The organism is Pseudomonas sp. OTU5201 (assembly GCF_038440135.1).
Taxonomy (GTDB): Bacteria; Pseudomonadota; Gammaproteobacteria; order Pseudomonadales; family Pseudomonadaceae; genus Metapseudomonas; species Metapseudomonas resinovorans.
This window is the reverse complement of the sequence record NZ_JASATC010000037.1, coordinates 44,320-57,224: the sequence shown is the minus strand read 5'-3', so window position 1 is coordinate 57,224 and position 12,905 is coordinate 44,320. Positions and strand designations below refer to the sequence as shown.

Below are 12,905 nucleotides of genomic sequence, written 5' to 3'. Positions count from 1 at the left end.
ACCAAAATCCCCCCCCCCCCCTACCCGGGGCCGGGGGGCTCAACCGGGCGCGTGTGCGCGCTGGGCTGGAAACTGTGCGCTGCCTGGTAGGCCAAGGAGCCGGCTATCCAGGGAGGTGGGGGCGGCTCACGAGCTAATAACGGGACAAGCACGATGGCGAGGCCGTTGGCCCTCTCCAGTCGTGCGTACTTCGAGCCCACGATGGAGCTGCGGGCTTCCGTCTCTCTCGACTCCTAACCTGGCAAAGGGAACCACCAAGCGCTGCGCGTTCCGCGTGCCCAGGCCGCCGGCCCGCGACGATCATTCCACCCTTCCTGTAGGTGCAACAGGACTTGAGTTGCTCCACTGACTGACCGTTTCGCAGACCCTGACGGATGAACAATCTCGACCAGGCCGCAAGGGACGTTGCGTTGGCCTCTACCAGCCAAGACCCGTAGCTACCTGTCGATATAGGCAGAGATCGGCCAAAACCGGATGTCGCCACGGACTCTTACGTCTTGGTCCCGAAGCGATGTCTCGTGAAAATTTCGAAATCTATGCCCGCTGCCCTCAATCTAGGGCCCATTGGGTGAAGCAGACCGAAAGCAAGTGCCGTTTGAAAGCGCGACTGTATGATCGCCGTTCGAGCCTGGGGCCCGAAGTCCAGCAAAGCCAGCGATGGGCTCAACACCAACCTATACGCCGTGCATTTATCATGTATACTTGATGACGTATAAACGGAACGCTTCATTTTTTACGAGATATACCATGGAAAAGAAAGCCACTGAGCACGGCACGGATTCCGTAAAAACCAGAACGTATGAATACATTCGCGACAGTATCCTTCGTGGAAAATTCCCGTCCGGTTCTTTCGTTGAGGAAGGCGTTGTTTCAAGTGAGATAGGCGTTTCCAGAACGCCCATCAGAGAAGCATTTAACAAGCTAAGCGCGGAGGGGTTCGTTGAACTTATTCCCAGACGCGGCGCAAGGGTTCGAGCAATATCACCCAGTGAGATGCACCAGTTCTTCGAAGCCCGCATCGTGATCGAAACCTATGCCGCTCGGCAGGTTTGCGCGATTCGCCCCCCCATTCCGCCGCGAGTCGACGAACTGGTCAGCGAAATGGCAACACTCACGCAGTTCATCATGGCGCATGAAATTGCGGAACTTGACAGGGAACTCCATCGAATCATTGTCGCGCTCTCAGGTAATGCGGTCATGCTGGAACTCTATGATGCATTGCAGTTCCGCCACTTGCTCTCCTGCGCCTCCATACCGATTGACTCTAAATTGCTGGGTGTAGTGCTTCAAGAGCATAGGGAGTTGGTAGACGCACTCAAGAATTATGACGAGGAAGCGATGGTCACAATACTTTCCAAGCATCTCGACCCTAATCTCGCTCTGCGCTTCAGACGATTCTGATAGTCCCCCAAAAGTTAATCAGGGATCACTGGTTTACGACCTCCGATCCTTGCCAGATTGCGGACAAGGAATAGTCCGAAGTGGAGGTAATGCCTGGAGCGGGTGTTCTTCTGCGGCCCGACTGCCCAAAAAGCCCGAGGGTTTCTTCATCACTTGTAGCGTTTTTTGCCGATTAACGCGAAACATCTGACCGGACTGTTAGCTGTATCGGAGCGAGAGCAAATGCTCTCGCTTTTTTTTGCTTTCCCTATGTAGCGACCGATATCCACTCAGCTTTCTTTCCCCCGCCTCGTACTACGATCCCTCCTCGCATCAACTCGACGAGACTGATTCCGCGATGACGCGGCTCGCGTATGGAGCCCTTTAGCACAGGCGCCTGGGGGCCTGCACAGTGGGACTCAGCAATTCAGTACTCTAGAAAAAAGACCCCGCACTGAAGTGCGGAGCCTTTGCTAGAAATACTTTTCCTTAGTGGCCGACGCTAGCGACAGGGCGCGTTTTCAGAGAGCGCATGGTGGCATGCGAAGCTTCTATCGGACAGCAGGAAGTGGGACAAAGCCGGCACTAGGACCAGCGCGCCGAGCATGTTCCAGATAAACATGAACGACAACAGTATGCCCATATCAGCTTGGAATTTAATGGGCGAGAAAACCCACGTCACGACACCAACCGCGAGTGTCACTCCGACCAGACCGACCACCTTGCCGGTAAAAGTAATTGCGTGCCTATATGCGTCCGCCAGTGAATCTCCCTGACGCTGCCTAGACAACTGGATGCTCAACAGGTAAAGCGCATAGTCGATACCAATACCAACACCCAGCGCGATTACCGGCAACGTCGCGACTTTGACACCAATGCCCAGTATTACCATCAAGGCCTCACACAATACCGAGGTCATGATCAGAGGGATTACGGCAACCGCTACCGCTCTCCAACTGCGGAACGTGATGTAGCTCAGCAAAATCACTGCTGTATAGACGTAAAACAGCATAGTTCTGTTGGCGTCCTTCACGACGATGTTGGTCGCAGCCTCGATCCCTGCACTTCCGGCCACCAGCATGAACTGCCTGTCGGCCGTGCTGTGCTCAGAGATGAAACGCTCCGAAATCCCCAGCACCCGATCAAGCGTCTCAGCCTTGTGATCGGTCAGGAACGCGATGATCGGCATCACCGAGGCATCACCATTGAACAGTTCCGGGCTGTTGACCGATGCGACTTGGCTTCCGTAGTTGAGGATGTCCTGGTTCCGAGAGAGAGTCAGCCACTTCGGGCTGCCTTCGAAGGTGCCACTGGTAACTTGGCGAACAGCGTCCACCAGCGAAGTAGTCATTTGCACCCCTGGTATACGTCTCAACTCCCAGGCGAGGCGGTCGGCCTCTATAAGACTCTCGTATTTGTAGCTGCCGTTTGCTGGAGTTTTCAGGATCACCGCGAACAGATCACTGGACAAGGAGTAATGGCCGGTGATGTAGGCATTGTCCTGGTTGTAGCGCGAGTCTGGCCGCAGCTCCGGCGCACCGGCGTCCAGGTCACCGATCTTCAGTTTCAGACTGACCCCGAAACCCGCTACAACCAGTATGGAGGCACTGAGAATTGCGAAAGTGGCCCACCGGCGAGAGGTGAATTTCTCCAGACTGCTCCACACCCCCCCGCCCGTCCTGCGTCCCTCCGCGGCCAGACTTCGACGTGCAGCCGTTGCGCTCACCCCGGTAAACGAAAGCAACACTGGCAACAGCAACAGGTTAGTAAAGATCAGCACCGCGACGCCGATGCTTGCCGACAGTGCCAGGCCCTTGATCACAGGGATATCGATCACCATCAGGACGGCAAATCCCACAGCATCAGCAACCAGAGCAGTAGCTCCGGCGAGGAACAGCCTTCGGAAGGTGTAACGAGCCGCAACGAACTTGTGGGTCCCGCGCCCGATGTCCTGCATGATGCCATTCATTTTCTGTACGCCGTGGGAAACCCCAATGGCGAAGACGAGGAAAGGTACAAGCATGGAGTAGGGATCGAGGTCGAACCCGAGCGCCGTGGCGAGTCCGAGTTGCCAGATTGCTGCAATGATTGAGCAACTGATTACCAACGCAGTACTGCGTAGGCAGCGGGTATAGGCGTAGATTATCAGCGCGGCGATGAGGGCAGCGACAGCAAAATAGAAGAAGACCTGGATAAGCCCATCAATCAGGTCGCCCACTAGCTTGGCGAAACCGATCACGTGAACCTTTATAACCGGTGTTTCCTGACTCCGGACTCGCTCCTCCAACGCATTGGACAGCGCCCGGTAGTCCAGCTTCTTGCCTGTAGCCGGGTCCAATTCCAGCAGCGGGACAACGATCATCGCGGACTTCAGATCAGTGCCAACCAGACTACCGACAATACCTGCGCGATTGATGTTCTGCCGTAAGAGTTCGACCTGCTGCGGCGTACCGTCATAGGTGGGTGGCAACACCGGTCCGCCGGTAAAGCCTTCCTCAGTGACTTCCATCCAGCGAACCGAGGGTGTCCAGATAGATTTCACCCAGGCCCGATCGACGCCGGGTATCAGGACCAGTTCGTCATTGATCCGTTGCAGTACGGTCAGGTACTCAGGATCGAAGATATCGCCGTCCACCCGTTCGACAACGACTCGAATGGTATTACCGAGGCCGCGCAATTCACTCCTGTTATCGATGTAATTCTTAATGTACGCATGGCTCTGCGGAATCATGCGCTCGAAACTGGCATTGATATTGATGTTCTTCAACTGATAGCCCAGCACCATGGTCAGTGCTGCACATAGAACCAGCATGAGCACCCGGTAGTTGAAGACGACGCGCTCAAGCCACCCGCCAGATGCCCGATTGAAGAGTTTGCAATCGGAAACGACGGGCATTTCCGTTTCTTTCTCACCAGATAACGCCACAATTATTCTCCACTCACGATTCCGCTCAGCGAAGGACCTGTTTACTCAGGCCCCGCCCGCCACCCGCTACAAATGACTGGCCGTCATCTAGCGGGACGATCGACGCAGCAACTGGAACAGGACTCAAACCGGCGACCTTGCTGAAACTATCGCCATGGTTCCGACTCACCAGGACCTGCCCGTCCGCACTGAGCAGCAACACTTCACCGGCCTGGGTCACGCCACCCGCGATCAGAGAAGTGGTGACTTGGGCCTCAACCTTGCGCCAGCTGGCGCCGCCATCCGTGGACTGAACGATGCTGCCCCTAAGTCCATAAGCAATGAGGTGGCCAGGAGTGCCCGTCACGCCGAAGAAGGTTCCCGCAGTCCCGCTGTCGAGCAGCCTGAACCTGCTTTCCTTGCTATCCAGTTTCATGAGCAGGCCAGACTCACCGGCTACGTAAAGTTCTTCACCGATTGCCTGGATTGCATACAGATGCAGCTCCTCGGGATTCTCGGCCTCGTCGGACCAGGACACCCACGATTTACCGCCGTCAGTCGTATGGAGGATCTGATTGAAAGTGCCGACGACGAATCCTTGCTGGTCCGTCGTGAACCACAGCCCCAGGAAGGACAGATCCGGAACTACAGCTTGATCATTTTCGTCGCTATCAGTCGCTCCAGGTCTTAACAAATCCCGGGCCTTGCGTGCATCGAGCATCCGCTCCCACGACAACCCTCCATCCGTTGATCGAAGGACAACTCCATCATGGCCAACGGCCCACCCCACCTGTGGGCTGGGAAAACTCACCGCATTAAGGTCAGAGGAGACCGGCACCTGGGATTGCTGCCAGGTAGTCCCCTCATCGTCGGAATAGACAATGTGCCCACGACGCCCAACACCCACGATGCGATGTCCGGCCTTCGCCAGTCCTGTGATCAACTGTCTGGAGGCCAATTCGGTCATTACCGCTGGGGTATCCAGAACATCTCGGAATCCGTCGCTTGCCAGTACCGATGACGCATTGATACCAGCTGTCCCGATCACGATTGAAATAAGTAGGGAATAGGCCTTCATTACCTCACCGCTCCTAAACATGCCCAATAAAAACCCTTCCTGACGCCAGACGTCAGGAAGGATCCTCAGCACTGATCAGCGGACGCCGCGGCCGGCCAGGGAATCAGCGTTCCAGTCCCGCTCGGAGTACGGTTTGATGTACTTCAAGCCGCCTTTCTCTCCGCCCAGGTGCACGACCATGGAGTAATTGCCAGCGATCAGGTCATAGGCGAAATACGAGTTGGTGAACGGTGCGACTGCATCGTAGCTTTGCGTCGGTGTAGCGATGACAGTGCGATAGAGCTGGCCGTGGCCGTCATACTCGTCACTGGCCAGTGCCGCCCAGCTGTCTTCGTCGATGTAGAACACCCGCTTGCCGTAGATGTGGCGTTTGCCTTCCTTCAAGGTGGCCTCCACTACCCAGACGCGATGCAGTTCCCAGCGCACGAAGTCCGGATTCAGGTGGTCCGGGGTCAGCAGATCTTCCGGCTTGGTTTCATAGGTCATCTTGTAGGTGTTGTACGGAACGTACATTTCCTTCTTGCCAACCAACTTGAAATCGAACCGTTCCATCGAGCCGTTGAAGACAAATGCGTCGTCGTAAGTAGTGGCGCCACCAGTACCCGGATTGGGCGTATCGAAGGCGAGCGACGGCGCCAAGCGGACACGGCGCTGTCCTGGAAGGTATTGCCAGGTGCTGCGGCCTTTGCCAACGACATCGATAGCATCCTTCAGCATGATCGCTTCGCCGTTGCGGCGATCCGGGCCCAGATAACGCACCTTCAGACGCCAGAAGATATCTGCGCCTGGGGAGTGGTAGTAGGGATAGTCGTCCGAATTGATGCCTTCAGTGGCGAGAATTCCGCGTCCCGAAGCATCGACGTTCCAGCTTTTGTAGCGGTACTCCATTGCATCGCCGCTGTAGCGAAGCAGATGATTCCACATGACCTGGTAGGCATCCTTGGGGATCGGGAACGGATACCCAGCCTTTACGTTCTTCACACCCAAACCACCATCGATGGTCTCGCCGGAAAGGGCGTTAGCCAAGGTGTTTTTCTGAATCTGCTCCGGCACAGCCATGGTGCGGTGTGTAGGGTAGACATCGATACGGAAGCTCGGATAGCGCTTCATAAGCTCCTTCACCGATTCGGTCAGGCGCTCCGAATGTTGACCCATGTTCTGCCCATTGATGGAGAACAACGGCTTCTCTGCAGCGAAGGGATCGTTACGCATTCCCGAGTCTTTCCGGAACCCCGGTGGAGGAGTCGTCAGGCCGCCGGTATACGGTGGAATCGTACCATCGGCATTGCCGGCCATTTCCGCACCTACGGCAGTCAGTCGGGTACCAAGTTGTTGAGCTTCGGATGGAGTTACTGCGGCGTGGACCGAACCCGTCACCGCACAAGCAATACCCATCAGCAAAAATCGTTTGAACATGTCGGTGTCCTCGCCTTAGAAGGTGGTTTTGAGGGTCAAGGTCAGCATTCCGCGATCCTCCAACAAGGCGGCCCCACCATTGGCCACCGAAACGGCGCCAGTCTTGGGATCCTTACTGTAGTCACCGAAGAAATCGACGTACTTGAGTTCGGCTTTGTACTTCTGCGCGATGTCAGCCGCGACACCGAAGCTGTAACTGCCAGCATCCTCGTTACCACCATTGGCAACAGGCGAGTTGCCGTTGATGCCGGAGCTGACAACCATCGGCATCGATAGGTCGACGCCCGGGAACACCTGGAGCCAGGTCGGGGTGTAGGTTGCGGTCAACACAAACGCGTCGCGGTCGGCTCGATCAATCAGGTTGTAACCACGGCGCCCCTTGTAGAACTGCTCGCCATCGGTGACATCAGCCAGATGACTCCAAGCGAGTTCGGTGCTCCACGACGCCGAGTCGTAAATCGCATTACCACTCATGACCCCGACGAGGTTCAGCACACCGTGCAAGGTTTCCCCTCGGGCTCCTGGTGTATCGCCGTCGTCCGGCAGGATGCTGATGGGCACTGCAGTGCTTACCAGCGGCATGTTGCGGCGGTAGGACAACTCTGCCCCTACGGAAACACCTCCGTAGTTCTGCGACAGGCTGATACCGAACAGGTCGATATCATCCGCGTAAGCCCAATGGTAAGAGCCGGCTACACCATTAGCGGGAGTGGCGCTCTTGAGCATCAGTTGCGGGATACGGTCGGAGAAGTTGCGGTAGTAGACACCCAGTGTCCCTTGGAGCCATTCAGGGGACCAACGTGCCGAAAGCCCCCAGTCCCCTCTCTTGTCGGGCGTCACGTCACTTCCTTTGAGGAAGCGGTTTGGCCCTGCAATCAGAGAACCTTCGTTGCCGCCAATGTTCAGGTCACTGGAACCCAGGTAGGTACCACCTTCCGGGAACAGGTTCTGCTCCCAGTCCAGGAAGTACTGGCCAGCGATGGACAGGGAATCAGTCGGTCGTACCTGGAAGGAAAGGTTGTTCAGCGGCCGGAACAACTCCTTGGCTTCGATTCCGGGAATCGCTTGCCCCTTGCCGATATCCAACGGCATCTGCGCGTAGGCAATACCGTTGATGAACGCAGTCAAGCCGAGGCTTTCACCCCAGTAGATGCTGTGGCTGCCAGCCTTGACATCCAGCGGAACTTCGCCGATGTCGAAGCCGCCAAAAACGAAGGCGTCGAGGAATTCACCACTAGGACCGGTAAAATAACGATCTGCAAAATGAGTGAGCCCGACCGTGGGAACGCCATTCTTCACAAAATTGGAAGTCGCCGGAGAATCGTTATCCAGATCCTGGTCATATTGATAGTCATACCAGGCAGCACCGGACACCCGCATGCCGTACTTGTTTTTGTAGATAACATCAAACTCGGATAAAAGATCCAATCGATTGGAGACGAAACCACGATCAAAGTTTCTATCTCCATCGTTATTGTTAACAGCATTGATGATCGCCTTGTCTTGGGACTCTACCCGACGCGTCAGAGTGTAGCGCGGAGTATTATCCCAACGTACCTGCCAATCTTCGTTCCCAGTAGGAATCTCCATCGCATTGGAACTTCCGCAAGCCAATAGCAAGAGAGTAGCCAAACCGCCTCCAGTGAATGGAGCAAGCGTACTGCTACCCACCATTATATTCCGCATACTTCTTGTTTTTATCATTACTCACCTCGGCACTGATCAGCTGAGCAAGCGCGAAAACAATAGAGCGCCTTATTCAGCAAAAGATCACCCACGCACGCAGACTTTATAAAAGTCATGCGCACAGCATTAATAGGTTTATTCGGAAGCTTAATTACTGATTGAGCCTGGTCATTACCATGGCGCTAGCGCCTGTCAGCTCACCCAATGTTTTGTTGTCGTTAATTAATGGAAGCCCTCTCTTTTCCATTTCCTGAAGTTGTATGGCACGCTCGATATCGACCGCCGCCTCGTCACGCGGGATGAATACAACTCCCCCTTCATCCGCGATGACGAGATCACCTGGATTAACCACTGCGCCACCACAGGAGACCGGTACGTTCATCAAACCACCAATGCCCTGGAGGCGCGTTGTGATACTCGCTACACCTCTTGCCCACACAGCAAGGCCCACGTCCCGCAATTCGCCAGGGTCGGCAATAGGCCCATCGATGATGACACCCGCCACGCCGGCCCTGGCCAGCGCATATGCAACCCCACCACCCAGGCAGGCATGGTGTCTGTCACCCAACCGATCGATGACCACCACATCCCCCGGACGCAATTTCCCCACCGCATGGTGCAGCAGACTCGAGTCCGCTGCCGGGAGGGCAAGGGTCACCGCAGGTCCGGCAATTCTCGGTACCGGATGCATGGGGCGGATCGCACAATCGGGAAAGCCCATCAGGCGGAAGTGCCCAATCGTGGCGGGTTCAGACAAGAGCGCGCGTTCGACTATTTTCCAGGGCATCGACTCAGGCATTGAGCAGATCTTGAACATTGAAGGCGCTCCTCTAGCCAGCCACAAATCGACGTGCGAGCAAGCGATGACTCTTCAGGGGCATTCGCGTGCGTATCGCCTGCTGATAGGTGAGATCAATGCTGGCTGTGGCAAATGCCTCGGTGTTCGAGGCCTGCGCCACGATCTGCCCCCAGGGATCGATGATCATCGAGTGACCCCAGGTCATGTACTTACCTTTGTCGAAGGTCCCCACCTGGCAGGGCGCGGCGACATAGCACTGGCCTTCGATGGCACGAGCCCTGAGGAGCACTTCCCAGTGGTCCGCGCCCGTCTGGAATGTAAATGCGGCCGGAACCACGATGACTTTCGCACCGTCTTCGCAGAGCGCGTGGAATAGCTCCGGGAATCGCAGGTCGTAGCAGATTGCGAGGCCCACGCGAACACCATCCACATCGACGCAAACAATGTCCTTGCCAGCCTCGACGTGCGCGGACTCCTTCAGCTCAGAGCCATCGGCCAGGACCGCATCGAAGCGGTGGATCTTCCGATACTTGGCCAGCAAGTCGCCCTCGCGGCTAAATACCAGCGAAGTGTTGTAGACCTTGTCGCCATCCAGCTCCATCGCGCTGCCGATGTGCAGGTTCACGTTCAGGCGCTTGGCCAAACCCGAGAAAAATTCGAATACCTCGCCACCCGGGAATGGCTCCGCAGACTCTCGCATGGAAACAGGGGAACCGGTGATGCAAGCAATCATCTCGGGAAGGATCACGAAGTCCGGCCGATCCTGCTCCACCGCCCTTTCGACGAGCTCCGCCACGGACTTGAGATTGGCACCTTTGTCATCAGAGACGTTCTTCTGGATTACGGTAATTCTCACTTATCTATTCCTCTTGTTATTACCAACGCGTTTCGATCAGCCGCGGAGTTCACACCGACTGCTCAGCTGGAACTTTCCCTGACGCGGCCTGGCGCCTTAGGAAGAATCCCAACGTCGTTACCGATACCAGCAGCCCTACCCCACCGACCATAAATACAGCTGTTCTCAGCGCCGAGGCGTCATTACCCAGAAGCGCAACGACGCTCCCCACCAGGATTGGCCCTACTGCCAGACCACAGATATTCACGACCATGACGTACAAGGCGGAGATACGGCTGCGGATTTCCTGCGGCGACCGCTTTTGGATGAGTGCCGGCGCAATCCCAATGGAACAAGTGCACAGCCCATGCAGCGCAGCGCAGGCAACCAGCACGCCGACGGGGCCGGATGCCAGCAGCAATACCAGTGCGGCCGGAATAGCCAGCATGCCCGCGTAAAGCGGTACACGGAGGGCAGAGAAAGCGGACGCCGCACGACCAGAGAGACGGTCGGCTATCCAAGCGGCGGCGAACATCCCACCGATGCAGGAGAACAGCACCACGGCTCCGTAGATGCGACCGATTTCGCCAGGCACCCACTGAAACTCGCGGACAAAGATGGCGGGTATCCAGGTGAGCAAGGCATAGCTCATGGTCAGCAGACCCGACATGCCGATGAATATGGCAGCAATGAAGGCCCTATCGCTGATCAGGTAGGGAATGACCTTCGCAATGTTGCCACGCTGGTCAGCAGTTATTGTCGGGGGGACAACTTCGGCGCTCCCGGCTCGACGGTTCAGCACCCACCACAGCAGCGGCAGAAGCGCCAGACCAGGCAAGGCGACCAGAAGGAAAGTCGTCTGCCAGGGTTGCCTAGCACCGAGCCAACCCAGATCGGTCAGCCCCATCGGCTCGAGCCAGTCGTACAACGCCCCAACAATGTAAAAAGCGGTCCCAGCTCCTACGACTGCACCGGCCTGGAATAGCGTCAGGGCCCTGTTCAGGATCGCCTTGGGAAATCGTTCGTAGATCACCGCATAGGCTGCCGGAGCCAACGCCGCCTCACCAGCTCCGACAAACATCCGGGCGAAGAGCAAACCGGTGAAACCGCCTGCCAGTCCGCAGGCTGCAGTGGCCAAGCACCACACGAGCAAGCCCAACAGAATGGTCCCGGTACGAGACCATCTGTCAGCGAGCCACCCACATGGAATGCCCAGGATCGAGTAGAACAGGCCAAAGGCGAGCCCGTGCAGCAGGCCGATCTGCGAATCGCTGATGGTCAGACTCGCCTTGATCGGCTCAACCAGCAGGGAAAGAGCAAATCGGTCAATAAAGGAAATGACCATTGCAACGGCGAGAGTTGTGGTCGTGACCCACGCCCAGAAGTGGCTGGGTACTTTCACTGGATGTGTATCGTTGGTCACCACGTCAGATTCTCCTGTGCAAGTAATCTGTAGCGATTGCCCGGCCACTGATCGTTACCCCTTCTCGTTCAGCAAATTGACTGTGGCATCCCACAGCTGACGAAGCCCCATGGCCAACGCGAACTGTTCCATGGCGATGAAGATCCGCTCTGCACCGTGTCGGATGGCGAAGGCTTTCTCCTCTGGACTCCACGCAGGGAAGATCCAGGGTTTCCCTGCGGCCTTTGCCGCTTCGACGATCCTTGCAATGTCTTCCCAGTCCCCGGGCTGCTTCTTGTAGATAGCCCGGTCCCGGCGAATCGAAAGATCGGTCGGCCCGATGAAAACGCCATCTACCACCGGTAGCGCGAGAATGGCGTCGATCTCTTCAAGCGCCTGCGCGTCTTCAATGATCGGGTAGCAACGAGTATTGGTGTTCTGCTGATCGATCCACTCGTCCGCCGGATACGCGAATCGCGTCGTACGACCCCCAGCAAGGCTGCGATCGCCCAATGGCGGAAGTTTGGCGTAGCCACAGACGCGCTGCGCTTCTGCCGCGCTGCTGATGTGCGGAATGACCACCGCATCCGCCCCGAAATCCAACGCCTGCTGCACCGCTTCCCGGGTCGGGCCGAGAGCTTTTACGAAAACCTCGAACCCCAGTGCCTTCAGAAAAGGGATGAAGCTATCCAGCGTGGCCAGATCGAATATCCCGTGCTCCACATCCAGGATCGCGACTCGATACCCGATGAGCTTCGCGATTTCAGCCATCCCGATGTTCGGCCCAGTGAACCAAAGCCCCAGATCCTCGTTGCATAGGTGCTTACTCAATTCCCAATCTCCATTGCTTTATACTTCACGTATACATGATGCATTTGTGAGGAATGCTAGCGATGCACCTTTCACGCGTCAAGGAGATTTCCACCTTGGTAAATGCGACCCTCAAACGACCGTCAGACCTTCCTGGTGCGGTTGGCTAGGAGAAATTTGAGATACACGTGATCAGGTCGCCGCGGTTACGGACCTCGCCGTCGGCGATGCATTGAACCCACGATGACGCGTGTGAGGCTCGCCCCTGCGGGCTTCCATTCCTTGAGTCTCCGCACCGTACCGGCGCTGCGCGCTCCGCTTGCCCGGGCAGTCGCCCGCGTTGTCCATTTCCCTCCATTCCTGTGCCGCTGACGAACTTCAGCGCGCTTCCCTGCACACCCTTTTCGCACGCCCTGGACGATGACCTGGCTCGGCCAGGCGACAAGGGCCGCTGCGCTGAATCCCTCACCCGGTCCACCCGCTGCGCGTGCGGCTGCGGCTTCAGGTTTCTCCCCTGCCTCCTGTCCTGATGAGCCAGGCCCTCCTGGGCTCACGGCGAAAAGGTCACTCAGCGAAGCAAGTTCCTCTCATCAG

At 56.8% G+C, this 12,905-nt stretch carries 9 protein-coding genes; 1 reads left to right on the top strand and 8 read right to left on the bottom strand.

Going from position 1 to position 12,905, the window contains the following annotated elements:
• The first annotated feature begins 747 nt into the window (after window positions 1-747).
• Window positions 748-1,401 carry a GntR family transcriptional regulator gene (locus AAHM40_RS20955; protein WP_342246368.1) on the top strand — a complete coding sequence of 218 codons (654 nt, stop codon included), beginning with the start codon at window positions 748-750 and terminating at the stop codon, window positions 1,399-1,401.
• A 481-nt stretch (window positions 1,402-1,882) separates the two neighbouring features.
• Here the strand turns inward: AAHM40_RS20955 and AAHM40_RS20950 are convergent, their stop codons facing one another.
• The 8 genes from AAHM40_RS20950 to AAHM40_RS20915 all read right to left on the bottom strand — a co-directional run bounded on the left by AAHM40_RS20950 (window position 1,883) and on the right by AAHM40_RS20915 (window position 12,332).
• Entirely contained in the window at window positions 1,883-4,276 is a 2,394-nt protein-coding gene (locus tag AAHM40_RS20950; protein WP_342246367.1) for an efflux RND transporter permease subunit, read from the bottom strand.
• A gap of 55 nt (window positions 4,277-4,331) precedes the next feature.
• Window positions 4,332-5,363 carry a WD40/YVTN/BNR-like repeat-containing protein gene (locus AAHM40_RS20945; RefSeq protein WP_342246366.1) on the bottom strand — a complete coding sequence of 344 codons (1,032 nt, stop codon included), beginning with the start codon at window positions 5,361-5,363 and terminating at the stop codon, window positions 4,332-4,334.
• A gap of 75 nt (window positions 5,364-5,438) precedes the next feature.
• Window positions 5,439-6,779 carry a DUF1329 domain-containing protein gene (locus tag AAHM40_RS20940; protein ID WP_342246365.1) on the bottom strand — a complete coding sequence of 447 codons (1,341 nt, stop codon included), beginning with the start codon at window positions 6,777-6,779 and terminating at the stop codon, window positions 5,439-5,441.
• Between the two features lie 15 nt (window positions 6,780-6,794).
• Window positions 6,795-8,411 carry a DUF1302 domain-containing protein gene (locus AAHM40_RS20935; protein WP_342246364.1) on the bottom strand — a complete coding sequence of 539 codons (1,617 nt, stop codon included), beginning with the start codon at window positions 8,409-8,411 and terminating at the stop codon, window positions 6,795-6,797.
• A gap of 205 nt (window positions 8,412-8,616) precedes the next feature.
• Window positions 8,617-9,282, bottom strand: a complete 666-nt coding sequence (locus tag AAHM40_RS20930; RefSeq protein ID WP_342246363.1) for an RraA family protein — start codon at window positions 9,280-9,282, stop codon at window positions 8,617-8,619.
• A 13-nt stretch (window positions 9,283-9,295) separates the two neighbouring features.
• Window positions 9,296-10,120 carry a carbon-nitrogen hydrolase family protein gene (locus AAHM40_RS20925; RefSeq protein ID WP_342246362.1) on the bottom strand — a complete coding sequence of 275 codons (825 nt, stop codon included), beginning with the start codon at window positions 10,118-10,120 and terminating at the stop codon, window positions 9,296-9,298.
• 49 nt (window positions 10,121-10,169) lie between these two features.
• A complete protein-coding gene (locus AAHM40_RS20920) occupies window positions 10,170-11,525 on the bottom strand; it encodes an MFS transporter (protein WP_342246361.1) in 1,356 nt (451 codons plus the stop codon).
• A 51-nt stretch (window positions 11,526-11,576) separates the two neighbouring features.
• Window positions 11,577-12,332 (bottom strand): HpcH/HpaI aldolase family protein, encoded by a 756-nt coding sequence (locus AAHM40_RS20915; RefSeq protein ID WP_342246360.1) that lies wholly within the window; start codon window positions 12,330-12,332, stop codon window positions 11,577-11,579.
• Window positions 12,333-12,905 lie beyond the last annotated feature (573 nt).